Here is a 25,411-nt window from a genome sequence, read left to right as displayed (position 1 = left end):
CAGGGGCCGCGGTGGTCCCGGCTCCGCACGACCGGGGCCTTGCCCGCCCCTTGCGGGCGATGGGCGTCGGGCTCCGTGGGGCCGGCCGACCTGCGCGGAGCCGGCGGCCGGCGCCTGTCCCTCCCCGGTTTCCGGCAGTCCGGGCCCCGGGACGCTCTGCGGCGGCGGCCAGGGGCGGCGCTGAGCCTGTTCGATTACTTGGGGTGAATTGTCAGTGGCTCTGTGTATGTTCCTTCGCGTCGGCCACTCCCAGCCGGGGTGGTCGGCGCGATCCGGTGTCGGGCGAGCGAGAAGGAGGAGCCATGGCTGCTGTGCGGGAACTGGTGTGCGGGGTGCTGGGCGCTGCGGCGGGGCGGCCGTCGCGGGGGCGTCGGCGGGTGTCGGTGCTGGCCGGGCGGAGGCCGGGTGAGGGCGCCGGCGGGGCGCCGGTCGGCGGGCCCGGAGGTGCGGTGCCGCCCGGGGGCGGACGGCCGCCGGGTGCTCGGGCGGGAGGAGGCGGTGCGCGGGCGGCCGGGCGCGGCGGGCGGGTCCGGGGCGCGCCGCCGCCCCAGCCGGTGGCGGTGGCGCTGGCCGTCGACGCCGGGGACTTCGCAGGTCTGGCGCAGTACGGGCTGTTCGGCGGGCTCGGGCACCAGGCGTACCTGCGGCGGGCCGAGGAGCAGCTGACGGCCCTGCACCGGCAGGGGCTGGAGGTGCACCTGCGGGTCCTGGAGGCGGCCGACTTCGAGGACTACTGCGAGGCGCTCGGCCTCGATCCCTGGATGCCCGCCGCCCGGGTCGCGTACGCGGGTGATCCGGAGCTGGCCGGGGAGCCCTTCGTCTACGCGGGGGAGCGGCTGGCCGAGCTGGTCCCGGTGCTGCTGGACGACCACCGGGCGCGGGTGCGGATGTCCGTGGCCTGCGCGGCCCTGCTGGGCGCCGTCGGCGACGACCCGGCCGGGCAGTTCCGGATGGCGGCCGTGATGCGGTACGTGACCTCGGTCTACCTGGCGCTGGCCGAGGGCGCGGGGGAGGGGTGCCACCTGCTGACGCTGCGCTGCCACGGGCCCGAGGACGGCGAGGAGCTCACCTCGGCGGTGGACGTCTGCGTGGAGGAGGGGCAGCTGTACCCCGCCGGGCGGGACGCCGAGGCGTTCTGCGTCACGCTCGCGGCGGGCGTCGCACTGGGCGGGGCGGGGGCGCTACTGCTGCACGGCGATCCGTCGGTGGGCGTACGGGCCGACGGCCGGACCGAAGACGGGTCCGCCCCGGCGGGCGGTCCCCCCGACTCCCCGGCCACCGAGGCCCGGCCCCGGCCGCCGGTGCGCGGCTGGGCGCTGACCGGCGGGCGGCTGCGGCCGATGACCGCGCACGAGGTGTTCGACGAGCTGGCCGACGACGCCGCGCGCGGGCTGCCCTTCCCGCCCGGGGTGGAGCCGTTGCCCGGGTTCCCGCTGCCCGGCTTCCGGGGTCACGGGGAAGGGGGTGGGCCGCTGGGGTGATCACCACGTTCACCGTCTCCGCATCCACCATGCGGCGCTGGGGGCTGTTCATCGACCGCCTGTTCGGGGAAGATTCGGAGAAGATCAACAGCAGGAGCGTGCGGTGCCCCACGCCGTCGTTCCGGCCGCTCCGCCCCGTACCGCGCCATGCAGGTCCTCCTCGCGCACCGCCGGTCCGGCGAAGCCCGACAGCGAGAGGGGGACGGATGAGCGAGCGGAGCGAGCTCGGCGCCAGGGGGTGCGCGTGGGTGAGCGCCCCCGCCGAGCGCCGCGGGGCGAGAGCATGAGCCCGATCGAGTACAGCCCGGAGATCGCCGAGCTGCTCGGGAAGGTGCGGCGGCGCCCCACGGCGGGCTGGCCGTGGCGGCCGGGCGAGCAGGTGCCGGAGGGGCTGCCGGTCAAGCAGTCCTGGGGGTGGCTGTTCGTGCCGGACGGGCGGGTGCTGACGCTGGTGAACCCGAGGGACGGGATCTGCTCACTACCCGGCGGCTCGCTGGAGCCGGAGGACGACGGGGACCCGTCGGCCGCCCTGGCCCGGGAGTCGGCGGAGGAGGCGCAGGCCTTGATCGGCCGGCCGTACTACCTCGGCTACCTCTACGACCGGGTCGGATCGGCTAACGGCGGGCACGAGTGCGCGCGGGTCCGGATGGCGGCGGCGCTGCGAGCGGTCGGTCCGAGCGCGGCCGACCCGGCCTCGGGTCGGCACTACCGGCGGCTACTGGTCGCGCCGGGCCTCGCCGTCGAACTGCTCGGCTGGGGCGCGCCCGGGCTGCGCCAGGCCCGGGCGGCTGTCGCCACCGCCGCCCGCTGGCTCGGTGTGCCCGCGGCCGCGAACGAGGCGATCGAGGAGCTGCCGGTCGAGGGCTGCACGGTCTCCCCGGGCATCGTGTACCAGGGCGCCGTGCACCACCCCGGTGGTGGCCGCCCACGCGCGCAGGGCTGACCGGGCGCGGCGCCGTACTCCCGAGCGACGCCCCGGCAGGCTGCCCCAGCACGTCGTCCTGACGGCCGGTCGCGCCTGTCGCGCGGTGCGACCGGCCGCGGCGGTGAATTCCGGCGGTGCCGTTGATGCCCCCTTTTGGCCCACCTTCCGACGTGCCTTGAGGTGCATCACCCGCCCCCCCCCTGCACCCGTTGACACTCCTTTCGAATCCGACCCGGCGATGGCCGGGCGGCAATTCCCCGGCTCGCCCTGCATGGAGTTTCCGCAAGTTGCCGGTCTACGCGCGCTGCGCTACGCGCGTCACGATGCACCCGCTCTGACCAGCGTGAAATCACGGATTGTCGGCGGCAGTTCATCTCTGAGCTATCAGACGCACCGTCAATATCATTGGCATGACTCCTTCCAGGTTCGGCTACCGCCTGGTATCACTTCTGTGACCCGCGCCACGCCGTTCCCCTGGAGGCATGATGATCCGCCCCGTCCGCGCTCTGTCCATCGCTGCCATAGCGGCAGGTCTCACCATGACGACGCTCTTCGCTGCCTCGTCCGCGAATGCGGCCGGCGTCAACTACGTGGCCCTCGGCGACTCGTACTCCTCCGGTGTCGGTGCCGGCAGTTACCTGAGCGACAGCGGCAGCTGCAAGCGCAGCACCAACGCGTACCCGTACCTGTGGAAGAACGCGCACGCGCCGTCCTCCTTCAAGTTCGTCGCCTGTTCGGGCGCCAAGACCGGCGACATCCTGAACAACCAGATCTCCGCCCTCGACGCCAGCACCACGCTGGTCAGCATCTCGGTCGGCGGCAACGACGCCGGTTTCGCCGACACCATGCAGACCTGTGTCCTCGACGGGGACCAGGAGTGCATCAACGCCGTCAACGTGGCCAAGAACTACGCCACCACCACCCTGCCCGCCCAGCTGGACAAGGTGTACTCGGCGATCAAGGCCAAGGCCCCGAACGCCCACGTCGTGGTGCTGGGTTACCCGCACATCTACAAGGTGGGCGGCAGCTGCATCTTCGGCATCGGTGACACCAAGCGCGCCGCCATCAACGGTGCCGCCGACACCCTGGACAGCGTCCTCGCCAAGCGGGCCGCCAACGCCGGCTTCGCCTTCGGCGACGTCCGCAGCATCTTCAACGAGCACGAGATCTGCGGCTCGCTGACCACCTGGCTGAACAGCACCACCCTGCCGGTCGACGAGAGCTACCACCCGAAGGCGTCCGGCCACTCCGGCGGCTACCTGCCGGTGTTCTCGGCGCTGTAAGACTGCCGCAACGGACTGCCTCCTCGCAGGACGTGCCGTGCCGCCGTCCCCTCCCGCACCTCGGGAGGGGGCGGCGGCAACGTCGTTTCAGCCGCGGCCCGGCGTGGGCCCACTCGATGCCGATCCGTTCCGCGCAGACCCGTTCCGCGCAGACCCGTTCCGCGCAGGCCCGTTCGGCGTGGATCCGTTCCGCGCAGGCCCGTTCGGCACGGGCCGGGTCGGCGGGAAGGGGATGTCGGCGAGGACGGGCAGCAGTTCCGCCTCCTCGAAGTCGAGGTGTGCCTCCAGCTCGGCGGACATCCGGTCCAGCTCCGTCCGGAGCCGCTCCGGCTCGGTGACCGCGATCCCGGCCAGCAGGGCCACCAGCTCCTCCTTGATCCGCCCGATGGCCAGGTGCTGCTCGCCGAGCCGGGCCAGGGCGTCGGCCAGCTCCGGATGACTGCGCGCGAGGGCGGGGAAGACCGCGGCGTCCTCACCGGTGTGATGATGCGTCAGCCCGTCACAGAAGGCCAGGCAGTGCTGGCGCAGCTGCAGCCCGAGTGTGGCCGGTCGGCCCGGGAGGTGGGCGTGCGCCTCCTCCCGTACGTGGCGCAGCTGCGTGCGCAGCCAGGTGTGCGACTCCAGCAGCTTGTCGGCGAGGCTGCGCGCCACCGGGGCCGGGCTGCCGGAGGGCGGGTCGGGCCGTTCCAGGACGACCACCGGCAACTCGCGGTCGGTGTGCGCCTGGTAGTCGCCATAGCCAGGGGCCTCCCGGACGGCGGCGGCGAACAGGCGCTCCCGGCGGGCGCCTTCGGCGGGCACGGCGACGGTGTCGAAGGCCTCGGTTCCGAGCTCGACCCGGACCACAGGGTGAGCGAGGAGGTTGCGGTACCACTGGGGGTGCTCCGGTGCCCCGGCGGCCGAGGCGACGACCAGGAGCAGCCCCTCCGCCCGGACGTACCCGAGCGGCACGGTGTGCGGCCGCCCGGAGCGCGCCCCGGTGGTGGTCAGCAACAGCAGGTCGCCGCCCTCGAACGGGCCGCCGACCCGGCCGCCGTTGGCGCGGAACTCCTGGATGACGTTCAGATTGAAAGACATGGGCATGCGTGTGTGGTGGATCTCCTGAGAGGAAAGGGGAGTTGCGGCCACACGCGGTGCCGGTGCCGGAGCCGGTGGTACGACTGGTCGCGCGTCCGACGGCGTTCGTCGCGGGATGCGCCTCGCGCACGCGGGCACCGCGGTGACCGCCTGGCGTCAGATCAGGGAAGCGGAGAGAGTGCTCATCGCGCATCGTCCCTTCGGAAAGGTGCTCGCTCGGCTGCCGGCCGGCCCACTGCTCAGTGGCCGACGCCGCGCTGCACGCCCCCATTAGAGCCAGGCCGCGGACGCGCTGTCAACGAGCACGACCGCCGCCCGAGGAGAGCCGGAACCGCCGTGGAACACGTGTTGGACCTCGACGACGCCGCCGCGCAGATCGCCGCCCGGGCCCCGGCGGCGCCCGCACCGAACGGCGACGCGCCGCCGCTCCCCCTGGAGGCGGCGGCGCGTCGGGTCCGGGCGGTCTCCGTCAGCGCAGGTGGTCGACCAGGCCGGCCGGCTTGAGCCCGGCGGCGTCGGCGGCGGCCAGGGCGCGCTGGAGGTCGCCTGCGAGGGTGTCGGTCCAGTGCATCAGCACGACGTCGCCCGGCTGCAGCAGGCCCGGGTGCCAGATGTTGGTGGCGCCCCAGCTGAAGTCCGCGTCGGCGGTGAGCACGGTGCGGATGCCGCAGTTGGCGGCGGCCTGCAGGGTGTCGGCGTTCCAGGCGAAGTACGGCGGGCGGAAGAAGGTCGGCGCGGTGCCGAAGAGGCGGGTCATGGCGTCACGGGCGTCGCAGATCTCGACCTGCTGCCGGTCCAGCGGGAGCTTGCTGAGGTCGGCGTGGGAGACGCTGTGGTCCTGGACCGAGGAGCCGGGCACGGCGGTGACCCGCCTGAAGAAGGCCGGATCGGCGGCGGCCGGCATCGGCAGCGGGAAGGCGGTGATCGGCAGCCGGTGGTCGGCGATGAACTGCTCCGCCTCGGGGGTGCGCTGCCAGCCGTCGTCCACAGTGAAGAAGACGACCTTGTCATTGGTCGGGACGGAGCCCGCGGCGACGGCCGGGGTGGGTGCGGGGCCGTCCACCCGGACGTCGTCCACGGAGAAGGGGCCCTGCTGGTACCAGCCGTGCACGTACAGCCGGATGGTGCGCGCGTTCGGGCCGGTGGTGAACCGGGTGCTCAGCCGCTGCCAGCCGCCCCCGGTGGTCTGCGTCCAGGCGGGGGCGACGTCCTTGCCGGTGCCGGTGGCGCCCAGGTAGACGAACTTGCCGCGCACCCACGCGGAGGCCGTGTAGGTGGTGTCGGGCTGGACCGCGACGGTCTGCGCGCACTCGCCGGTGGACTCGGCGTTCGCCGGGGTGGCGGTGAGCGCGGAGGTGCCGGCGTGCGGGGCGGTGGTGGTGACGGCCGCTTCGGCCGGGCCGCCGGTGCAGTTCCAGCCGGGGACGCTGCCCCAGTCGGCGAGGTCGGGGGAGGGCACCTCGAAGCCGGGGTTGGTGGCGAGGTTGACGATGGGGGGAGCGTCGGCGGAGGCCACCGGTGCGGCGAGACCGGTGAGCAGTGCGACCGAGGCGGCCAGCGCGGACAGGCGCGTGGACATCGACACGTGAGGACTCCAGCAGGTGGGGGCACGCCCGTGGGGAGGGTGTGAGCGGAATCGGACCGTGGGCTCTGAGCCGTGGACTCTGAGCCGCTGAGCCATGGAACTCTGAGCCGTGGAACTCCGGATCGTCGCAACAATGGACTAGACCAATGGGGTCGTCAAGGGAACGGTGGATGAACCCCGCGGCCATCACGCGGCCGTCGCGCGTGCGACACAAGGAAAAAGACGGCACATCAGGGACCAGGCGGACGGGCCCGGTTCAGGACAGGTACAGCTCCTCGATGTCCGTCGCGTAGTGGTCCGCGATCGCCGTCCGCCGCAGCTTGAGCGAGGGGGTCAACAGTCCCTGCTCCTGGCTGAACTCCCTCGGCAGCAGCCGGAAGGCGCGGATCGACTCGGCCCGTGAGACCGCGGTGTTCGCGGCCGCCACCGCACGCTGGATCTCCACGTGCAGCTCCTCGTCCGCGAGCACCGTCCACGGGTCCGGCTGCTCCCGCCCGCGGGTCCTCAACCAGTGCGCCAGCGCCGCCGGTTCGAGCGTGATCAGTGCGGCCACGTACGGGCGGTCGTCGCCCACCACCAGGCACTGGGAGACCAGCGGGTGTGCCTCGACCCGCTCCTCCAGGGCCGCCGGGGCCAGGTTCTTGCCGCTGCTGGTGACGATCAGGTCCTTCTTGCGGCCGGTGATCGTGAGGTAGCCGTCCTCGTCCAGCCGGCCCAGGTCGCCGGTCGCGAACCAGCCGTCGACCAGGGACTCGGCGGTGCACCGCGGATGGTTGAGGTAGCCGCCGAAGACCGAGCCGCCGCGCACCCACACCTCGCCGTCGTCGGCGATCGCCACCGAGGCGCCCGGCACCGGCTGCCCGACCGTGCCGAGCTTCTGCCGTCCGGGCGGGTTGGCGGTGATCGCGGCGGTGGTCTCGGTCAGCCCGTAGCCCTCGTACAGCTGGAGGCCGGCGCCGGTGAAGAACAGGCCCAGCTCGCGCCGGAGCGTGGAGCCGCCGCACATCACGCTGCGCACCCGGCCGCCGAGCACCGCCCGCAGCCTCGGGTAGACGGTCCGCTCGTACGCGAGGTGGCGCAGCCGCAGGGCCGCGCCCGGGCCGGGACCGCGGCCGAAGGCCTTCTGCTCCCGGGCGGCGGCCCAGTCGACGGCCACCTGCCGGGCCTGTTCGAAGAGTTCGCCGCGGCCGGCGTCCTCGGCGGCCCGCCGGGCCTGCTGGAAGATCTTCTCGAAGACGTACGGGACGGCGTGCAGGAAGGTCGGGCGGAAGGTTTCCAGTGCGGGCAGCAGCGCGTCGGTGGAGACCTCGGGGATGTGGCCGATCCGGAAGCCGCCCCGGATCGCCGCGATCTGCACCGCCCGCCCGTAGACGTGCGCGAGCGGCAGGAACAGCAGGGTGGCGGGGTGGCCGCCGGCGGTGTCGCGCAGGGCGTCCCCCCAGCCGGCGAGCAGGGCGTCGGCCTCGGCGGCCAGATTGGCGTGGGTGATCAGGCAGCCCTTGGGGCGGCCGGTGGTGCCCGAGGTGTAGACGACCGTGGCGATGTTCTCGGCGGCGACGCCGAGGCGCTGGCGGTGCACCAGGGAGTCGGGCACGCCGAGGCCGTCCTCGGTGATCGCGGCGACGCAGTCGCGGTCCAGCTGCCAGATGCCGGTGAGGTCGGGCAGCGCGTCACAGACCGCGCCGACCGTCATCGCGGCGTCCTCGTCCTCGACCAGGCAGGCCACCGCCTGGGTCTCGGCGAGGATCCAGCGCACCTGTTCGGCGGCGGCGGTGGGGTAGACCGGGACGGTGATCGCGCCGATCGACCAGAGTGCGTAGTCGAACAGCGTCCACTCGTAGCGGGTGCGGGACATCAGGGCGACCCGGTCGCCGTAGCGCACGCCGTGGGTGAGCAGGCCCTTGGCCAGGGCGAGCACCTGGTCCCGGAACTTCCGGGCGGTGACGTCCCGCCACTGCCCGTCCTCGGCCCGCCAGGACAGCTGGACCAGGTCGGGGGCGCGCTCGGCGGTGTCGTAGAGGGAGTCGGCGAGTCCTCCGGTGGCCTCGGGCGCTGCCGGGGCGGGGGTGGTGAACTCGCGCACGGTCCTCCCCAGTTCGGTGCCGGTAGTACGGGGTGGGCCGAAACTATCGGATCGCCCTGTCACTGCCCAGGGTTGTGGCGGTGACACGACGGGATCGGCACGGGCCCCCTCCGGTGGTGTCGCGCCCGGGGAGGAGCGAGGGAGGCGCGGGGGAGGCGCGGAGGAGGAACCACGGAGGCTGTGGGGGTCTCATGTCGACCCGTCGTTCCGGGCATGTGTGAACGATTCGGGCGCGAAACGGAGGCGAGGGCGACCGGTTTCTGACGTGTGCGGGACGAGACCGGTCAGTGGACTGCTTCGCCCCTCGAACGAGTGGTGAGGGCGTAGTAGAGTCTCGCAGACCTGTGGCCGGGAGCCCCTCCCCGACGTGTCCCCCGGCACCCTCCACGCCGCCCCCGTGCCACCCCGAACCGCCCCGACCTCGACACCGTTCCTCCACCGCCCCCGTCGCTCCCCGTCCGCGCCTGGCACTTCCCGACCGAGGACTCCATGCGTCTGCGCAGCAGCTCGATCCGCGCGAAGATCATCGCGCTGCTCCTGGTGCCCATCGTCGCGCTCACCGCCCTGTGGGCGTACGCGACGGTCGCCACCACCGGGGACGTCTGGAACCAGCTCGGGATCAGCCGTACGTACAAGGAGTTCGCGGGCCCGGTCGACCAGTACACCGGCGACCTGCAGAACGAGCGCCGCGCCGCCGTCCAGCGGCTGGCCGACCCGCGCTCGCCGGCCGCCAGGGAGGCCTACGAGCGGGCCAAGGCCGCCACCGACCGCAGCCTGGAGGCGCTGCGGCAGAAGAAGGACAGCTCCGCCGGCAAGCTCTCCGCCCCCCAGCGCGGCCGCTTCGTGCAGATCATCGCCGCCGCCGACCAGATCGGACCGCTGCGCGCCCAGGTCGGCCGCTCCGCGCTGAACTGGGAGTTCGCGCTGGACCAGTACAGCGACCTGGTCAAGCCGGTGTTCGGCTTCCGGTCCGCCTACGTCGCCCGGCAGAGCGGGCAGCTCCCGCGCCAGGGCACCATCCTGATCGAGCTGGTGCGCGCCCGCGAGTACCTGTCGCAGGAGGACGCGGCGATGGAGGGCCTGCGCACCGGCGCCACCAAGCCCACCGCCGAGCAGTACCAGGTCGCGCTGGACGCCCTGCACAACCAGCAGGCGCTGTTCACCGTCTACATCGCCGAACTCGAACCCACCGACCAGTCCGACTACATCGCGCTGCGCGGCGGCGAGGCCTGGGGCGCGCTGGCCCGCGCCGAGGCGGACTTCGTCGGTGCCGGCGGCCCCGACCGGGTGGTCCAGGCGCTCAACAGCGACTCCTGGCGGGAGACCGCCGACCGGGCGCTCGGCGACCTCGCCTCGATCAACAGCCGGATCTCCGGCGGGCTGGACGAGCGCGCGCGGTCCGCCGCGGTGGGACTGCTGTGGCGCGGCGGCATCGCCGGTGCGGTCGGCCTGGTCGCGGTCGTGCTGTCGATCATGATCTCGTTCCGGATCGGCCGTGGCCTCGCCCGCGAGCTGATCGGCCTGCGCAACGCGGCCGACGAACTGGCCGGGACCAGGCTGCCGTCCGTCATGCTGCGGCTGCGCCGCGGCGAACCGGTGGACGTGGCCACCGAGGCCCCCGAGCTGCACTTCGGGGACGCCGAGATCGGCCAGGTCGGCCAGGCGTTCAACGCGGTGCAGCGGGCCGCCGTCGAGGCCGCCGTCGAACAGGCCGAACTGCGGCGCGGGGTCTCGGCGGTGTTCGTCAACCTGGCCCGGCGCAGCCAGGTGCTGCTGCACCGCCAGCTCACCCTGCTGGACACGATGGAGCGCCGCACCGAGGACCCGGCGGAGCTGGAAGACCTCTTCAAGGTCGACCACCTCACCACCCGCATGCGCCGGCACGCCGAGGGCCTGATCATCCTGGCCGGCGGCTCGCCCGGACGCGCCTGGCGCAAGCCGGTCCGGATGGTGGACGTGGTCCGGGCGGCGGTCGGCGAGGTCGAGGACTACGCCCGGGTGATCGTCCGGCCGTTCCCCGGCACCGGCCTGCTCGGCAGTGCCGTCGCGGACGTCACCCACCTGGTCGCCGAGCTCGTCGAGAACGCCGCGGTGTTCTCCCCGCCGAACACCCAGGTCACCGTCCAGGGCGAGGTGGTGGCGCACGGCTTCGCCCTGGAGATCGACGACCGCGGCCTCGGGCTGAGCGAGCAGCTGCTCGCCGAGATCAACGAACGCCTCGCCGTGGAGCAGGAGTTCGACCTCGCCGACACCGACCGGCTGGGCCTTTTCGTGGTCAGCCGACTGGCCCGGCGACACGGCATCCGGGTGCACCTGCGGCCGTCCCCGTACGGCGGGACGACGGCGGTGGTGCTGATCCCGCGCGAGCTGCTCGCGGAGGCGCCGGACGGGATGCCGGAGCCGGGCCCGGCCGGGCAGCGGCCGGTGGCGGGCGGCCGGCGCGGACAGCGGGACCTGGTCGCGGTGCCCGGGTCGGGGGGCGCCGCCGCGCCGGCGTCCGGGGCCGGCTCCGCCGGTGCCGGTACGAGGGCCGGTGGTGCGGGAGCCGGCACCGGTGGTGGGTCGGGAGGCCGGCACCGCGGGACGACGGGCGGGCCGAGGCCCTCCACGCCGGAGGCGGGCCGTACGGTGGGCGGGCTGCCGCGCCGGGCCTCGCGGAACAAGGGCGGGCCGGTGCTGGTTCCGGCGCCCGCGGCGGAGACCGAGGACACGCCGGGGACGGGGCGGCACCGGCGGGAGGACGTCGTGGTGGCTGCGGCCGAGGCGGCCGTCGCGGCTGCCGGGGCTGCCGGGGCCGCTGAAGCCGTCGGGCTGACCGACCCGGCTGCGGTTCCGCCCGCGGGCGCCGCGCCCCGGACGGCGGGCGGCCTGCCCCGGCGGGTCCGGCAGGCGAACCTGGCGCCGCAGCTCAGGGAACAGCTCACCGAGCAGCTGAAGGAACGGTTCCGCAACGGGGCCGGGGTCGGGGCCGTCGAGGCCGGGGGAGAACCGGCCGGAAGCGCCCAGGACGGCCGGGGCTCCCGCGACGGCGGGGAGAGCCGGGAGGCCCGGGAGCGCTCGCCCGAGGAAGCCCGGGCCACCTTCGCCTCGTTCCAGCGCGGCTTCACCCGGGGGCGCGGTGCCACGGTTCCGGCGGACCGTACGGGCGCGTCCTCGGACCGCACCGGTGCTCCGTTGACGGATCGTCCCGGCACGCCCGACGATCGTGTCGTGCGGGGGAACGGACGGTCCACCGCCGTACCGGCCTGGCAGCCGCCGGACCGGTCCCGGCGGGCGATCGGCCCGGCGCCCGCCCCGGCGGCGCTGCCCGCGCCGCAGGACACCGGCCGGGCACCGCTCGTCCGTCGGGTGCCGCCCGGGCAGCCGGTCCGCCGGAGCCCGGACACCCGTGCGCCCGCACCGCCCGCCGTACCCGAACCACCCGTCGTACCCGCTCCACCCGCACCACCCGCTCCAGCGGAAGGAACTGATTCATGACCACGTCGATGCAGTCGTCCGGGGACCTCAACTGGCTCCTGGACGACCTGGTGGGGCGCGTCGCGGCCCTCCGGCACGCGGTGATCCTCTCCAACGACGGCCTGGCCACCGGTGCCTCCCGCGACCTCGACCGCGAGGACGCCGAGCACCTGGCCGCCGTCGCCGCCGGGTTCCACAGCCTCGCGAAGGGCGCCGGCGGGCACTTCAAGGTCGGCGGCGTCCGGCAGACCATGGTGGAGCTGGACGAGGCCTTCCTGTTCATCACGGCCGCCGGCGACGGCAGCTGCCTGGCCGTCCTGAGCGAGGCCGAGGCGGACATCGGCCAGATCGCGTACGAGATGGCGCTGCTGGTCAAGCGGGTCGGCGAGCACATGGCCGCCGAGCCGCGCACCGAAACCGCCCCGCCGGTGAGATGAGCGGTCCGATGGCGGATCCGAAGGCGGATGTGCCGGACGGCCCGGAGACGCCGGACGGCCCCCAGGTGCCGGTGGGCAAGGCCGGGCCGTCCGGCCTCGACGGCTCGGACGGCTCGGACGGCTCGGACCGCCCGGAGGCGTCGGCGGAGGACGGGCGGGCGGACCCGGACGGGCCCGAGGTCGACCTGTTCCGGCCGCGAACCCCGGTCGACGACCGCTGGTTCGACGACGAGGCCGGCCCCGTGGTGCGGCTCTACTCGATGACCCGCGGCCGCACCCGGCCGGTCGAGGAGGGGCTGTTCGACCTGATCTCGCTGATCACCGCCGTCGATCCCGGGCCGGTCGCCGAGGCCGTGCCCGCGCACGTCCTCGACCCGGAGCACCAGACGCTGCTCACCCTGTGCCGCAGCGAGCCGCTCTCCGTCGCCGAGCTCGGCTCCTACACCGACCTGCCGGTCAGCGTGGTGCGGGTGCTGCTCGGCGACCTCTACGACGCCGAGCTGATCAGCGTCACCCGACCCGTTCCGCTCGCCGAGCTGCCGGACGAGCGCCTGCTGCGAGACGTGATCAATGGACTCCGTGCGCTCTGACCCCCACCCCCGCCCGGACGGCACCGGGCCGCACCGGGACGGCACCGCGCCCCACCCGGCGAACGCCAACGACCCGCGCTGGCGCGGCGGTCCGGCCGTCGCCGTGAAGATCCTGGTCGCGGGCGGCTTCGGCGCGGGCAAGACCACCCTGGTCGGCTCGGTCAGCGAGATCCGGCCGCTGCGCACCGAGGAGGAACTCAGCGAACTGGGCCGCCCGGTGGACGACACCTCGGGGGTGGAGGCGAAGCGCACCACCACCGTCGCGATGGACTTCGGCCGGATCGACCTGCGGCCGGGCCTCGCGCTCTACCTGTTCGGCACGCCCGGGCAGGACCGGTTCTGGTTCGTCTGGGACGAGCTGGCCCGCGGTGCGCTCGGCGCCCTGGTGCTCGCGGACACCCGGCGACTGGCCGACTGCTTCCCGTCGGTCGACTTCTTCGAGCAGCGCGGCATCCCGTTCGTGGTCGCGGTGAACTGCTTCGAGGGCACCGAGCGGTTCGCGCCGGACGAGGTCCGCGAGGCGCTCGACCTCGACCCGGACATCCCGGTGCTGCTCTGCGACGCGCGGCTGCGGCAGGACGGCAAGGACCTGCTCGTCGCGCTGGTCGAGCACGCCGCCGCCCACCGGCACCGCCGCACCCCGGTCGGCGCCTGAGGACGGCTCGGCTCCGGCCCGACGCCGTCTCCGCCGTGGCCGGTCGGGAGCGGACAAGGCGGGGCCGAGGCGGGGCCGAGGCCGGGACGCGGCCGGGACGCGGCCGGATGACAACCGCGACGCCGGTCGGACGGCGTTCGTGTGACGGCTCGGCAGGTGGGCGCGCCGACCTGCCCGTTCCGACCGATGTCTCATTCGGCCGTCCGCATCCCGGACGATCACTGCGCCGAAGGTTGCCTGGACCGGCCCGGCCGTGGAAGGCTCTGTGGGCGAAGGCCGCCCGGCCATGCTGTCGGGAGCGCCGGAAACGCCCCGTTCACACGGGCGTTGCGACCGGCGGACGGCCTTCGGCGAACCGGCGAGGCATCGTCGGCGGGCACCGGCAGCGGTGCGCCGCCGTGTGGAGAACGAGGGGGAGGGCAGCAGGGTGAGCGTCGGCCGACGACACATCATCACCGCGGTGCCCGGCTCCCCGGTGCCCGGTGTCCTCATGCCCGGCGCTGCCGTGCCCGGTGCCGCCGATCCGGCGCTCACCGTCCGCCGCTACATCGACCACGCGCTGATCTGCAGCGCGTGTTGTCGCTGACCGGCCTGACCTTCCCGGTACGTCCTCCGGCACTTCCGGCCCACCCGGCCCACCGCCCGACGCACCGCCGAAACCCGTCGACCAGGCCGTAGCGGACCGCCCGTCCGGCGTGCCCGCGGCCGACCAACCGGACCCGCCCAGCGGAGAGACCACCAGTGAACATCGTCTGCCCCAGCACCGCCCCCGGCATCGCCGGCCGTACCCGAACGACCGGGACGGCCCCCGCGGTGCGCACGGGCGGACGGACCGGACGGTGGAACCGGTGCGGGAGCCGCGCCGTGGACAGCCGGCGGGATCGTCTCGACCTCGAGCCGTTCTGGCCGTCCCGGCAGCCGCACCTGTTCGATCAGACGTGTCCCGGCTCGCCCAGCGCGTCCCGGCCCTGCGCCCGCTGACCCTGTCCGGTCCAGCTCAGGCAGTACGCCCGGTCGACGCGCAGACGACTCCACCCCGTCCGTCACGCGCGAAATGAGCGGCACACCATGTCTTCTTCTTCCACGGCCACCCTTCCCCTGTCCGTCGCGACCCCGCACCTGCGCGCGGTCCGCTCCGTCCCGCCGGTCTCCTCCGTCCCCGCCACCGTGCCGGTCGGTCCCGGCACGTCCGGGGCCGCGGGACCGTCCGTCCCCCCGGTGTCGATGTCCGACCGATGGCCCGGGGCGGCGGCCCGTCCGCCCCACGCCGGGCCGGCCCGCCCGGCGGCCGTCCCCGCGCCCGCCGTCCCGCAGCCGGGCGCGACGGTCCCGCAGGTGCCCCCGTCGCTGCTCGCCGCGCTGCCGGAGGGAGCGGCCGTCGTCGCCACCCTGCCGCAGGGCGTGCTGCCGCAGGGGCTGCTCGCCCAGTACGGCACGCAGTTCGGCGGCCTGAACGGCAGCCCGATGGTCGGGTACCTGGTGCTGGTGCCGGCCGAGAGCCCGGCGTCGGGGGCCGGCGGCCTGTCCGGGGTTCCGGTCGGTGTCGGGGCCGGCGACTCCGCGGCGGCCCACGCCGTCCCCGGTGCGCAGCCGGCGACCGCCGGGCCCGGCGCCCAGACCGTGGCGGGGGTCCGTTCGGCCCGCCCGGCCGCGCGCGGCATCTCCGTCGACACCGAGCGGCGCAACGCCTACGTCGACGGGCGGTTGCTCGACCTCACCTACCTGGAGTTCGAGCTGCTGGCCCACCTCACCGAGCACCCGCAGCGGGTGCACACCCGGGACCACCTGGTCTCCGCGGTCTGGGGCTACGGCCACGTCGGGGACGGGCGGACGGTCGACGTGCACGTCGCCCGGCTGCGCCGCAAGCTCGGGACGGCCTACCGGGACACCATCGTGACGGTCCGCCGGGTCGGCTACAAGTACACCCCGGCCACGGTCTGACGGCTGGTGTGGCGGCCGGTCCGAAGGCAGATCCGACAGCCGGCCCGACTTCGGTCCGAAGGCCGGTCGCCGACGGTCGGTCGAAGCAGCGGGCCACTCGTCCTGACGTGGACGGGCGGCCCGCTGCTCCGGCGTGATCCGGTGGACCGTCAGGAGCGCTGGTCCGGCGGAAGCAGGAGGACGGCGAGGGCGTCGGCGCAGCTGCGGGCGTGGCCGAGGAACCGGTCCAGCCGGTCGTCGGTGAGGTGCGCGGGCGTCGAGCGGACCGCCAGGGCGAACCGGGCCTGCCCGGCGCCGTCCAGGACGGGCACGGCCACCGTCCGCACCCCGGCGGCCGACTCGCCGTCGTTGAGGGCGTACCCGGCCGCCCGGACCTTCGCCAACTCCTCCTCCAGGAGGGATGGTTCGGTGATCGTGCGGTCGGTGAACGACGTCAGCGGGCCGAGCGCAGACGGTGCCGTCGCGCCCGGGCGGGGCCAGGCCAGCAGGACCTTGCCGAGCGCGGTGGAGTGCAGTGGGCGGCGCAGGCCCAGTCCGGTGTCCGGGCGGACCGAGCCGCCGACCAGGATCACCGCGTGCGCCCCGCTGCGGATCGCCAGATCGGCCGTCGCCTTGGTGCGCCGGGACAGCAGCTCAAGCTCGGGCCCGGCGAGGTGCAGCCCGCGCTGGTGGAAGGTGAGCTGGCCGAGTTCGGCGACGGCCGGACCGAGGCGGTAGCGCGCGGTCTGTTCGTCCTGCTCCAGGAACCCGGCGCTGACCAGCGTGCGGGCCAGCCGGTGCGCGGTGGAGACCGACAGGCCCATCCGGCGGGCCAGGTCCGAGGCGCTCAGGTCAGGGCCGTTGTCGTGGAAGCAGTGCAGCAGTCCGAGCGCGCGCTGGACGGCCTGCGCACCGGCCGGCGGACTCTGGACGGCGGTGGCGGCCTCGGCCATGGCACCTCGCGTTTCGGTTCGGGACTCCGGACGGGCGGCCGGAGGCGGTCTCAGCGTAGGACAGCCGGTGCTGCGGGAATGTGTCGGCGACGTTGCAATGGAATGGCTTTGATGAACAACTGATCCCACCATGTGGCAAAGGCTTGCCCCCGGCTCGCCTGCCGTGGAACGCTCCTTGCACCGCGCCGGACGGCCACTCGGCCCAGGCGGCGCCTGCCCCGACTCCACGGAAGGAGATGCACCGTGACGTTCCACCGGTGTCTCCCCTCCCGTGCGTGTTGTCGCTGACCGAACGTCTCCCGCGCCGCCTGCCCCTTTCCTGCATCGTGGCGTACAACTCCCTTGCACGCCAGGCCCCGTGGGCCACGGTGCGGGCAATCGACCCCTAGCTTCTCCGGCTGCCGTCGGAGCCCCGTGGAGGACCGACTCCGTTGTCCAGTCGCACCCGGAACGCTTCCGCGCTTCCCGACACCCTCTGGTTCACCCGCTGCCCGGTGCCCACCGCGACCGGGATCGCCGCCGACCAGGGGTGGCTCGCCCGCGAGTTCGCCGCCGAGGGCATCGCGGTCCGCTCGTTGCAGGACGCTCCGCCCGAGGTGGCCGCGGACCACCACTACACCCACGCGCTGACGGGCCTGTTCCGGGAGGGCGGCAACGTCCCCGCGCTGTGGGCCCGTTCGCGCGGTGAGGCGACCAGGCTGATCGGCCTCACCTGGATCGAGGAGCGCCAGGCGGTGCTGGTGCGGGCCGGGAGCGGCATCACCGAACCCGGGCAGCTGCGTGGACTGCGGCTGGCGATCCCCCGTCATGACATCGGCATCGACTTCTGGCGGGCGATGGCGCTGGCCGGCTTCCGCGGCGCCCTCGGGCTCGCGGGCCTCACCCTGGCGGACGCCGAACCGGTGGACGTCCCCGGCGCCCCGGGCGGCGGGCAGTGGTCCGCCGAGCTGGCCGCGCTGCGGCACGGCACGGTGGACGCGGTGTACGTGAAGGGGGCGCTCGCCGTCGAGGCGGCCCGCCGGATCGGCGCGGAGGTGGCCGTGGAACTGGACGCGGCGCCGGACCGCAGGGCCCGGGTCAACAACGGCACGCCCCGGCCGATCACCGTCCACCAGAGGCTGCTTGACGAGCAGCCCGAGCTGGTCGCCCGCTTCCTCGCCGTGCTGCTGGAGGCCGCCGACTGGGCGGCGGAGCACCCGGAGGAGGTGGTCCGGATCCTGCAGGCCGAGACCGGTGCCGGCGCCGAGGGCGTCGCGGGGGCCTACGCGCCGGGCAGCCACCGCACCCTGCACCTGGACCTGTCGGTGGAGCGGCTGGAGTTGCTGGCGCTGCAGGAACGATTCCTCGGGCGGCAGGGCTTCCTCGCCGCGCCGGTGGACGTCCAGGCGTGGGCCGACCCGGAGCCGCTCCGTGCGGCCCGCGAGCTGCTGCGCGAGCGGCGTGCGGGCGCCGGTGCCGGTGCCGAGGCGGTTGCCGGAGCCGGTGCCGGCGCTGTTCGAATCACAGACTTCGGATAACAGCCTTCAGCTAACAGATTTCGAAAGTTGTCAGCTGTCATCTGTCACTCGTTTGGAGAGCCCGTGAAGACCCCCCGCCTCGCCCTCGCCGCGACCGCGCTGCTCGCCTCCACTGCCCTGGCCGCCTGCGGCTCGTCCGCCGACGGGGCCAAGGCCTCCGCCGGAGACGGGGCCGGTGGCAAGGCTGACGTGGTGCTCCGGCTGCCCGACCCCGGCAACAACGGCTTCCTCGCCCGCGGCAAGAAGGACGGCTCGTTGGACCGGGCCCTGGCCGCCGTCCACGCCAAGGCCGCCTGGACCGGCAGTGCCGGCCCCTTCGCCCCCGCCGCCCAGGCCCTCTCCGCCGACCAGCTGGACGTCGCCCAGGGCTCGATCACCTCGGCCGTCGCCGCGCTGGCCCAGAAGCCCGGCTTCAAGCTGTTCGCCCAGACCGCGCCCGACGGCGTCGGCGAGGGAATCCTGGTGAAGAACGACTCGCCCATCAAGTCCGTCCAGGACCTCGTCGGCCGGAAGGTCGCCGTCTCCCAGGGCGGGACCAGCGAGTACCTGCTGCTCAAAGCGCTGGCGAAGAACGGTGTCCCGGCCGACAAGGTGGAGCGGGTCTACCTGCGTGCCGACCAGACCTCCGGGATCTTCAACTCCGGGCAGGTGGACGCCTGGGCGACCTGGAACACCTTCTCGACGCCCGCCATCGCCAACGCCGGTGCGCACTTCCTGGTCAACGGCCAGGAGGTCGGCTCCGACAACTACGCCGTCTGGGCAGTGCGCAACGGCTTCGCCGACAAGCACCCTGAGGTGGTCAAGGCCTTCTACACCTACCTGCGGGAGAGCGGCGAGAAGGAGAAGGCCGACCCGGCAGGCTACCTCAACGTGTTCACCGACGCCGGCCCGACCGCCGTCACCCCCGCCGAGAAGGACGTCGCAGTGAACGTCAGCAGGCAGGGCGCCCCGGCCGGCGCCATCTCCGACGCCGACATCGCCCGCTTCGGGACGGTCGCCCGGTTCTTCGCCGACCAGAAGGTCACCAAGCAGCCGGTGGACGTCAAGCCGTACCTGATCGACGTCAACAAGCTCGGGGACGGTGCCAAGTGACAACCGCAACCGAGGAGTTCGCGCCCGCCGACACCCGGACGGCGCTGGACGCCGGTCTGGTCGCCCCGCAGAGCCGGCGGCGCCGGCCACGCCCCCGCGCGCTCGCCGTGACCCTGCGGACCATCGGTCCGCTCGCCCTGCTCGGCGGCTGGGCCATCGCCTCCGCCACCGGCGCACTGACCCAGGACGTGCTCGCCTCGCCCACCCAGGTCGCCCAGGCCGTCGGGGAGTTGTGGGGAAACGGCCAGTTGACCGACGCCCTGTCCGTCTCCCTCACCCGCGCCGGGCTCGGCCTGTTCTTCGGTGCGACCACCGGACTGGTGCTCGGCGTGGTCACCGGATTCACCCGCCTCGGCGAGGAGTTGCTCGACTCCGCGATCCAGGTCCTGCGCACCGTACCGTTCCTGGCCCTCGTCCCGCTGTTCATGGTGTGGTTCGGCATCACCGAGACCGCGAAGGTCGCCCTGATCGGGGTCGCCACCAGCTTTCCGATGTACGTGTCCGCCTCCGGCGGGGTCCGCAGCACCGACCGCAAGCTGGTCGAGGCGATGCGCAGCTTCGGCCTCGGCCGCTGGGCGATCGTGCGCACGGTCGTGCTGCCCGGCGCGCTGCCCTCGCTGCTGTCCGGACTGCGCCTGTCGATGACGCTCAGCGTGATCGCCCTGATCGCCGCCGAGGAGATCAACTCGACCGAGGGCATCGGGTACTTGATGGCCCAGGCGCAGAACTACTCGCGCACCGACGTCCTCGCCGTCTGCATCCTGATCTACGGGTTGCTCGGCCTCGGCGCGGACGGCATCGTCCGAGTCCTGGAGCGCGTGCTGATGCCGTGGCGCCAGGCCGTCCAGGGAGCGGCCCGATGACCGCCGACACCTCCACCACCGCCACGCTCTCCCCCTCCTCGCTCCCTTCCCCCTCGGTGCCCGAGGAGGCGGTCCCGGCCGTCCATCTGCGCGGTCTGCGCCGGGTGTTCGGCACCCGGGCCGTGCTCGACGGAGTCGACCTCTCCATCGCCCGCGGCGAGTTCGTCGCCCTGCTGGGCGCCAGCGGGACCGGCAAGACCACGCTGCTGCGGATCCTCGGGGCGCTCGACCGGGCGGACGAGGGCACCGTGCTCGTCCCGCCGGTCCGTACCGTGGTGTTCCAGGAGCCCCGGCTGGTGCCGTCCAAGCGGGTGCTGGCCAACGTCACGGTCGGCCTGCCGTGGGGCGTCGCGACCCGGGAGACCGGGCTGAAGGCGCTCGCCGAGGTCGGCCTGGAGCGGCACGCCGAGGCTTGGCCGGCCACCCTCTCGGGTGGCGAGGCGCAGCGCGTCTCGCTCGCCCGGGCGCTCGTTCGGGAGCCTCAACTCCTTCTGCTCGACGAACCGTTCGCGGCGCTGGACGCACTCACCCGGCTGCGCATGCAGGACCTCGTCGACGACCTGGTGCGCCGCCACCGCCCGGCGGTGCTGCTGGTCACCCACGACGTGGACGAGGCCGTACGGCTCGCCGACCGGGTCGTGGTGCTGCGCGAGGGCCTGCTCGCCCGGGACGAAGCCGTCACCGTCCAGCGCCCGCGCGACCCGGCCGATCCCGCGTTCGCCGACCTGCGGCGCCGCCTGCTCGCCGACCTCGGCGTCCACTGACGTCCGTGATCCCCCTGAATGCTCCGGCATTCCCCCGATTCCCCTGACTTCCGACAAACCGAGCCCGCACCACCGGAGTTGACCAGATGACCGTCACCCTCGGCGTCCACGCCAGCAACCCCTCGCTCTACTACCTCGCCCGACTCCCGTACCTGGACGAGGAGCTGGCCCCGCTCGGCGAGACCGGCGCTTTCCACCACTACGCGGACGGCACCCGCACCGGCACGCTGCTCGCCGAGGGCGTCATCGACTTCGGCGGCACCGGCTCCACCCCGCCGATCACCGCCCACGCGGCCGGTCACGACCTGGTCTACGCGGCGGTCTCGGCACCCCGCCCAGACCACGGCGCCCTGCTGGTGTCGGACTCCGGCCCGGTGCGGACGGTCGCGGACCTCAAGGGCGCCACCGTCGTGCTCGCCGTGGGCTCCTGGCAGACCCACCTGCTCGCCAAGGCCCTGCACGCGCAGGGGCTTTCGTACGGTGACGACGTCACCCCGGCGCGCCCGGCGGCCGGTGAGGACCAGGCCCGGCGGCTGCGCGACGGCGAGATCGCCGGCTGGATCGCCCAGGGCGCCGAACTCGCCGCCGCCCGCCGCAGCGGGGATTTCCGGGAGCTGATCCGCACCGGCGACGTCATCACCGACCGCTCGGTGTTCTTCACCCGCCGGGACTTCGCGACCGAGCGCCCCGAGGCGGTTGCCGCGATCGTGACCGCACTGCGCCGGGCGGATGCCTGGGCGGCCGCCAACCCGGCCGAGGCCGCCGCGATCGCCGCCGAGGAGCTGGGCGGCACGGCCGCCGAGTGGCAGTCCGCGCTGGGCGCGCTGCCCTGGCAGCTGGAGCCCGCCACCGCCGGGTTCGTCGCCGAGCAGCAGGAGGCCGCGGACATCTTCCACGGTGTGGGCTTCATCGACCGGGCGCTGACCGTCTCCGATGCCCACCTCCCCGCGCTGGAGGCCCCGGTGGCCGCCGCGCTCGCGAAGGCGGTCTGACCCGTGGCCTCCGAAGTCCTCTGGTACATCGTCCCGCGCGAGGGGCACTACCCCTGGGAACCGGCCGGACGCCGCCCGGTGGACCTCCGCTACCTCCAGCAACTGGCCGGCAGTGTCGAGCGGTTGGGCTACACCGGCGCCCTGCTCGCGACCGACCTGCACGACGTCTGGACGCTCGGCAGCGCGCTCGCGGCCGCCACCACCCCGGCCTTCAAACCGCTGCTGGCCGTCCACCCGGGGCTGGTCTCGCCCACCCTGCTGGCCAAGATGGCGCTCAGCTTCGACGACCTGCACGGCGGCCGGCTGCGCTTCAACGTGGTCAACGGCTCGACCGCGCAGCTGCGCGAGTACGGACTGGACGTCGAGCACGACGACCGCTACCGGCTCAGCGGCGAGTACTGGTCGATCGTGAAGCGCCTCACGGCGGGCGAAGTCTTCGACCACAAGGGCGAGTTCTACGAGCTGAGGAACGCGGGTGCGAGTCTGCGCGACCTCACCCCGGTGCAGCCCGGCGGCATCCCGCTCTGGTTCGGCGGCAGCTCGGCGGCCGGCATCGAGATGGCGGCCCGGCACGTGGACGTCTACCTGACCTGGGGTGAGCCGCCGCACCTGCTCAAGGAGAAGCTGGACCTGGTCCGCGAGCGCGCCGTCGCCCACGGGCGGACCCTGCGGATCGGGCTGCGGCTGCACCTGATCGTCCGGGACACCGAGGACGAGGCCTGGGCGGCCGCCGACCGACTGCTGGACGTCACCAGCGAGGCGACCTACGCGCGCCGGCTGGGCGAGACGAAGGGGGAGGACGGGGTCGGCTGGCAGCGGCAGTTCCGCCAGCACGGCGGCAGGGTGCCGGTGCGGGCCCGGGAGCTGGAAGTCCACCCCAACCTCTGGCCGGGGATGAGCCTGTTCCGTCCCGGCCCGGGGACGGCGGTGGTCGGCTCGACGGCCCAGGTGGTCGAGCGCCTGCAGGAGTTCGAGGCGCTGGGCGTCGACACCTTCATCCTCTCGGGCAACCCGCTGCTGGAGGAGGCTCACCGGGTTGCAGAAACGGTTCTGCCCGCCCTGGGCATCAAGCGACCCTGACGGGCCGGTGGGCGGGCGGTGTCCGGTGTCCGGCCGCCGCCGGACGGCAGATGGGCGGGCTGGCAGCTGACAGGCAACGGATAACAGATGACAGCTGACAGATTTCGAAATCTGTCAGCTGTTACCTGTCATCCGTCGGCTGTCATCCGTCAGCCGTCAACCCGTCGGCTGTCGCCCCGCCCCCTCAGCGGCTCAGCCGGTCGATCTCCGCCAGCTCCTCCGCCGTCAGCGGCCCTCCCGCCAGCGCGTCGAGGTTCTGGTCCAGCTGGGCCACGCTGCTCGCGCCGATGATCACCGAGACCACCCGCGGATCCCGCAGCACCCAGCACAGCGCCAGCTGTGCCAGCGTCTGCCCGCGTCCCTCGGCGACCTTGGCCAGTGCCCGCAGCTGCTCCAACTTCGGCCCGGTCAGTGCCTCCTCGGTGAGGAACTTCCCGACCGACATCCGCGAGCCCGCCGGCACCTCGCCGGACAGGTAGCGGTCGGTCAGCAGCCCCTGGGCCAGCGGCGAGTAGGCGATCAGGCTGGTCTGGGTGTCGCCCACCGCGTCCAGCACACCGCCGTCCTCCACGTACCGGTTGAGGATCGAGTACGCCGACTGGTTCAGCAGCACGGGCGTCCCCAGCTCGCGCAGGATCGCCACCGCCTCCCGGTGCTGCTCCGCGGGGTAGTTGGAGATCGCCGCGTACAGCGCCTTGCCCGAGCGCACCGCACTGTCCAGCGCCCCCATCGTCTCCTCGATCGGGGTGTCCGGGTCGTACCGGTGCGAGTAGAAGACGTCCACGTAGTCCAGCCCCATCCGGTCCAGCGACTGGTCGAGGCTGGCCAGCAGGTACTTGCGGCTGCCGCCGTTGCCGTACGGGCCGGGCCACATGTCCCAGCCGGCCTTGGTGGCGATGAACAGCTCGTCCCGGTACGGCCGGAAGTCCTGGGCGAACAGGTAGCCGAAGTTGCGCTCGGCACTGCCGTACGGCGGGCCGTAGTTGTTCGCCAGGTCGAAGTGGGTGACGCCCCGGTCGAAGGCCCGGCGCAGCACCGCCCGCTGCACCTCCAGCGGCTGGGCGTCACCGAAGTTGTGCCAGAGCCCGAGCGAGACGGCGGGCAGCTGGACGCCGCTGCGGCCGGCTTTCCGATAGGTCATCGAGTCATAGCGGTCATCCGCGGCGAGGTAGCTCATGCCGGACATCTTGCCACCCGGCCACGGCGGCTCAACCCCTTGCCCCCGCTTCCGGCCGGTGCCTGTCCTCGCGGAGGATCGTGTGTGAGCGAGGCGAGGGGGAGGCGAAATGGCAGTCCGGACCGTGACCGCCGTCGCAGCCCGCTGTTGTTGTCGCCACCGCCGCAGCACCGACCGCTGACACCACCCGAGCGACCTGCCGCCCGAGCGGCCCGCCGCCCGCCCCGTCAGCCATGTCCGCCGGTGCCGCCCGTGAGAGCGCAGCGCCGGTTCACCGCCCCGGTTCCCCGCGCTCCGCGCTCCGCGCGGCTCACCGAGCCCCGGGACTCCACCCGGACCCTGCCGATCGTGTTCCGGGACCACCCCGAGCCCCTCCCGAGCACCCAAGGAGACCGCCGTGCGGTTCACCGTCTCGTCCCTCGTCGCCAACGCCCCGGACCCGGTCACCGGCGTCCGGCGCACCCCGCAGCAGAAGCTGCACAGCGTCATCGACCAGGCGCTCCTCGCCGAGCAACTCGGCTACGACGGCTTCGGCGTGGGGGAGCGGCACGGTGAGCCGTTCCTCTCCCCGGCACCGCCCCTGCTGCTCAGCGCCATCGCCGCCCGCACCTCCACCATCCGGCTGTTCACCACGGTGACGGTGCTCAGCGTCCTCGACCCGGTCCGGCTCGCCGAGGACTATGCAATGCTGGACCAACTCTCGGTCGGTCGCCTGGAGTTGATCGTCGGCAAGGGCAACGACCCGCGCCACTTCGGGCTGTTCGGCCTCCCCGAGGAGCGGCAGTGGGAGGCGCTCGCCGAGAACTACGGTCTGCTGCGCAGGCTCTGGCGCGAGGAGAAGGTGACCTGGGAGGGCTCGGCCCGCCCGCCGCTGAAGGACGCCACCGTCTGGCCGCGCCCGCTCCAGGACCCGATCCCGGTGTGGCACGGCAGCGCGACCAGCACGCAGTCCACCGACCTCGCCGCCCGCCACGGCGACCCGCTCTTCTCCGCCAACTCCTTCCACCCGCTGGAGAAGTACCGGGCGCTGGTCGAGCACTACCGCGAGCGCTGGGAGCACTGCGGGCACGACCCGGAGCAGGCCCGGGTGGGTGCGAGCTTCGGTGGACTGTATGTCGCCAAGCGCTCGCAGGACGCCGTCGAGGGCTTCCGCCCGTACTGGAACGCGCTGTTCGACTCGGCTGCTGGCCGGCACAACAACTCGCCGTTCCGGTCCTTGGAGGACGCGCTGGAGCGCGGTTCGGCGCTGGTCGGCAGTCCGCAGCAGGTGATCGAGAAGATCCACCGGTACCACGAGGCCTTCGGCAACGAGGTAGTCGGCATCGGGGTGGACGCGCTCACCGAAGGGGCGCAGCGCGAGCAACTGGAGCTGTTCGCGAGCGAGGTGGCCCCGGAGATCCGCCGCGCGCTGCCGTAGCCGCCCGGGTCCGCCGCCCGCCCGCGCAGTGCGCCGCGCACCCCCTACGCGGCGTGACGCCGGC

At 73.7% G+C, this 25,411-nt stretch carries 21 protein-coding genes; 16 read left to right on the top strand and 5 right to left on the bottom strand.

The annotated features are described in order from the left end of the window. The first annotated feature begins 302 nt into the window (after window positions 1-302). The 3 genes from ACIRRH_RS20090 to ACIRRH_RS20080 all read left to right on the top strand — a co-directional run bounded on the left by ACIRRH_RS20090 (window position 303) and on the right by ACIRRH_RS20080 (window position 3,689). Window positions 303-1,481: a hypothetical protein gene (locus tag ACIRRH_RS20090; protein ID WP_403068887.1), complete on the top strand. Its 1,179-nt coding sequence runs from the start codon at window positions 303-305 to the stop codon at window positions 1,479-1,481. 283 nt (window positions 1,482-1,764) lie between these two features. Beyond that, window positions 1,765-2,424: a hypothetical protein gene (locus ACIRRH_RS20085; RefSeq protein ID WP_403068885.1), complete on the top strand. Its 660-nt coding sequence runs from the start codon at window positions 1,765-1,767 to the stop codon at window positions 2,422-2,424. A 521-nt stretch (window positions 2,425-2,945) separates the two neighbouring features. Further along, on the top strand, window positions 2,946-3,689 hold the full coding sequence (locus ACIRRH_RS20080; RefSeq protein ID WP_403068882.1) for an SGNH/GDSL hydrolase family protein: 744 nt from the start codon (window positions 2,946-2,948) through the stop codon (window positions 3,687-3,689). An 87-nt stretch (window positions 3,690-3,776) separates the two neighbouring features. Here the strand turns inward: ACIRRH_RS20080 and ACIRRH_RS20075 are convergent, their stop codons facing one another. The 3 genes from ACIRRH_RS20075 to ACIRRH_RS20065 all read right to left on the bottom strand — a co-directional run bounded on the left by ACIRRH_RS20075 (window position 3,777) and on the right by ACIRRH_RS20065 (window position 8,434). Beyond that, window positions 3,777-4,772, bottom strand: a complete 996-nt coding sequence (locus tag ACIRRH_RS20075; protein ID WP_403068879.1) for a nitroreductase/quinone reductase family protein — start codon at window positions 4,770-4,772, stop codon at window positions 3,777-3,779. A gap of 463 nt (window positions 4,773-5,235) precedes the next feature. After that, the gene (locus ACIRRH_RS20070) at window positions 5,236-6,345 is read right to left on the bottom strand and encodes a polysaccharide deacetylase family protein (protein WP_403069193.1); all 1,110 of its coding nucleotides are present in this window, start codon (window positions 6,343-6,345) and stop codon (window positions 5,236-5,238) included. Between the two features lie 262 nt (window positions 6,346-6,607). Further along, window positions 6,608-8,434: an AMP-dependent synthetase/ligase gene (locus tag ACIRRH_RS20065; RefSeq protein WP_403068876.1), complete on the bottom strand. Its 1,827-nt coding sequence runs from the start codon at window positions 8,432-8,434 to the stop codon at window positions 6,608-6,610. 489 nt (window positions 8,435-8,923) lie between these two features. Here ACIRRH_RS20065 and ACIRRH_RS20060 point away from each other — a divergent pair, with 489 nt between their 5' ends. The 6 genes from ACIRRH_RS20060 to ACIRRH_RS20035 all read left to right on the top strand — a co-directional run bounded on the left by ACIRRH_RS20060 (window position 8,924) and on the right by ACIRRH_RS20035 (window position 15,513). After that, complete coding sequence (locus ACIRRH_RS20060; RefSeq protein WP_403068874.1) at window positions 8,924-11,911, top strand: nitrate- and nitrite sensing domain-containing protein; 2,988 nt, start codon at window positions 8,924-8,926, stop codon at window positions 11,909-11,911. Continuing rightward, on the top strand, window positions 11,908-12,327 hold the full coding sequence (locus ACIRRH_RS20055) for a roadblock/LC7 domain-containing protein (RefSeq protein WP_049652175.1): 420 nt from the start codon (window positions 11,908-11,910) through the stop codon (window positions 12,325-12,327). The genes ACIRRH_RS20060 and ACIRRH_RS20055 overlap by 4 nt, the downstream gene beginning before the upstream one ends. A 185-nt stretch (window positions 12,328-12,512) precedes the next feature. Beyond that, window positions 12,513-12,917 carry a DUF742 domain-containing protein gene (locus ACIRRH_RS20050; protein WP_403069191.1) on the top strand — a complete coding sequence of 135 codons (405 nt, stop codon included), beginning with the start codon at window positions 12,513-12,515 and terminating at the stop codon, window positions 12,915-12,917. 103 nt (window positions 12,918-13,020) lie between these two features. Continuing rightward, window positions 13,021-13,572: a GTP-binding protein gene (locus tag ACIRRH_RS20045; RefSeq protein ID WP_403069188.1), complete on the top strand. Its 552-nt coding sequence runs from the start codon at window positions 13,021-13,023 to the stop codon at window positions 13,570-13,572. Window positions 13,573-13,972: 400 nt separating this feature from the next. Next, window positions 13,973-14,158, top strand: coding sequence for a hypothetical protein (locus ACIRRH_RS20040; RefSeq protein ID WP_403068871.1), 186 nt, complete (start codon window positions 13,973-13,975; stop codon window positions 14,156-14,158). A gap of 638 nt (window positions 14,159-14,796) precedes the next feature. After that, the gene (locus ACIRRH_RS20035; protein WP_403069185.1) at window positions 14,797-15,513 is read left to right on the top strand and encodes a winged helix-turn-helix domain-containing protein; all 717 of its coding nucleotides are present in this window, start codon (window positions 14,797-14,799) and stop codon (window positions 15,511-15,513) included. 149 nt (window positions 15,514-15,662) lie between these two features. Here ACIRRH_RS20035 and ACIRRH_RS20030 read toward each other — a convergent pair whose 3' ends face one another. Next, on the bottom strand, window positions 15,663-16,445 hold the full coding sequence (locus ACIRRH_RS20030) for an IclR family transcriptional regulator (RefSeq protein ID WP_403068869.1): 783 nt from the start codon (window positions 16,443-16,445) through the stop codon (window positions 15,663-15,665). Between the two features lie 431 nt (window positions 16,446-16,876). Here ACIRRH_RS20030 and ACIRRH_RS20025 point away from each other — a divergent pair, with 431 nt between their 5' ends. The 6 genes from ACIRRH_RS20025 (at window position 16,877) to ACIRRH_RS20000 (ending at window position 22,753) form a co-directional block, all read left to right on the top strand. Next, entirely contained in the window at window positions 16,877-17,962 is a 1,086-nt protein-coding gene (locus tag ACIRRH_RS20025) for an ABC transporter substrate-binding protein (RefSeq protein WP_403068866.1), read from the top strand. A 63-nt stretch (window positions 17,963-18,025) separates the two neighbouring features. Next, the gene (locus ACIRRH_RS20020) at window positions 18,026-19,054 is read left to right on the top strand and encodes an ABC transporter substrate-binding protein (RefSeq protein WP_403068863.1); all 1,029 of its coding nucleotides are present in this window, start codon (window positions 18,026-18,028) and stop codon (window positions 19,052-19,054) included. Next, the gene (locus tag ACIRRH_RS20015; RefSeq protein ID WP_403068860.1) at window positions 19,051-19,917 is read left to right on the top strand and encodes an ABC transporter permease; all 867 of its coding nucleotides are present in this window, start codon (window positions 19,051-19,053) and stop codon (window positions 19,915-19,917) included. The genes ACIRRH_RS20020 and ACIRRH_RS20015 overlap by 4 nt, the downstream gene beginning before the upstream one ends. Beyond that, window positions 19,914-20,681, top strand: coding sequence for an ABC transporter ATP-binding protein (locus ACIRRH_RS20010; RefSeq protein WP_403068857.1), 768 nt, complete (start codon window positions 19,914-19,916; stop codon window positions 20,679-20,681). The genes ACIRRH_RS20015 and ACIRRH_RS20010 overlap by 4 nt, the downstream gene beginning before the upstream one ends. 86 nt (window positions 20,682-20,767) lie before the next feature. Beyond that, the gene (locus tag ACIRRH_RS20005; protein WP_403068854.1) at window positions 20,768-21,673 is read left to right on the top strand and encodes an ABC transporter substrate-binding protein; all 906 of its coding nucleotides are present in this window, start codon (window positions 20,768-20,770) and stop codon (window positions 21,671-21,673) included. 3 nt (window positions 21,674-21,676) lie between these two features. After that, complete coding sequence (locus tag ACIRRH_RS20000; RefSeq protein WP_403068851.1) at window positions 21,677-22,753, top strand: LLM class flavin-dependent oxidoreductase; 1,077 nt, start codon at window positions 21,677-21,679, stop codon at window positions 22,751-22,753. Between the two features lie 184 nt (window positions 22,754-22,937). Here the strand turns inward: ACIRRH_RS20000 and ACIRRH_RS19995 are convergent, their stop codons facing one another. Further along, entirely contained in the window at window positions 22,938-23,930 is a 993-nt protein-coding gene (locus tag ACIRRH_RS19995) for an aldo/keto reductase (protein ID WP_363384436.1), read from the bottom strand. 397 nt (window positions 23,931-24,327) lie between these two features. On the opposite strand from ACIRRH_RS19995, the gene ACIRRH_RS19990 reads away from it, so the two are divergent. Beyond that, window positions 24,328-25,347 carry an LLM class flavin-dependent oxidoreductase gene (locus ACIRRH_RS19990; RefSeq protein WP_403068848.1) on the top strand — a complete coding sequence of 340 codons (1,020 nt, stop codon included), beginning with the start codon at window positions 24,328-24,330 and terminating at the stop codon, window positions 25,345-25,347. Window positions 25,348-25,411 lie beyond the last annotated feature (64 nt).

It is taken from the genome of Kitasatospora sp. NPDC101235 (assembly GCF_044767505.1).
Taxonomy (GTDB): domain Bacteria; phylum Actinomycetota; class Actinomycetes; order Streptomycetales; family Streptomycetaceae; genus Kitasatospora.
Note: the sequence above shows the minus strand (reverse complement) of the source record. Positions and strands in the feature narration are given on the sequence as shown.

Coding starts and splice junctions, on each gene's coding strand:
- ACIRRH_RS20030 (WP_403068869.1), bottom strand. CDS start 16,445: ATGGCCGAGGCCGCCACCGCCGTCCAGAGTCCGCCGGCCGGTGCGCAG.
- ACIRRH_RS20010 (WP_403068857.1), top strand. CDS start 19,914: ATGACCGCCGACACCTCCACCACCGCCACGCTCTCCCCCTCCTCGCTC.
- ACIRRH_RS20090 (WP_403068887.1), top strand. CDS start 303: ATGGCTGCTGTGCGGGAACTGGTGTGCGGGGTGCTGGGCGCTGCGGCG.
- ACIRRH_RS20055 (WP_049652175.1), top strand. CDS start 11,908: ATGACCACGTCGATGCAGTCGTCCGGGGACCTCAACTGGCTCCTGGAC.
- ACIRRH_RS20085 (WP_403068885.1), top strand. CDS start 1,765: ATGAGCCCGATCGAGTACAGCCCGGAGATCGCCGAGCTGCTCGGGAAG.
- ACIRRH_RS20005 (WP_403068854.1), top strand. CDS start 20,768: ATGACCGTCACCCTCGGCGTCCACGCCAGCAACCCCTCGCTCTACTAC.
- ACIRRH_RS20080 (WP_403068882.1), top strand. CDS start 2,946: ATGACGACGCTCTTCGCTGCCTCGTCCGCGAATGCGGCCGGCGTCAAC.
- ACIRRH_RS20035 (WP_403069185.1), top strand. CDS start 14,797: ATGTCCGACCGATGGCCCGGGGCGGCGGCCCGTCCGCCCCACGCCGGG.
- ACIRRH_RS20060 (WP_403068874.1), top strand. CDS start 8,924: ATGCGTCTGCGCAGCAGCTCGATCCGCGCGAAGATCATCGCGCTGCTC.
- ACIRRH_RS19995 (WP_363384436.1), bottom strand. CDS start 23,930: ATGAGCTACCTCGCCGCGGATGACCGCTATGACTCGATGACCTATCGG.
- ACIRRH_RS20075 (WP_403068879.1), bottom strand. CDS start 4,772: ATGCCCATGTCTTTCAATCTGAACGTCATCCAGGAGTTCCGCGCCAAC.
- ACIRRH_RS20070 (WP_403069193.1), bottom strand. CDS start 6,345: ATGTCCACGCGCCTGTCCGCGCTGGCCGCCTCGGTCGCACTGCTCACC.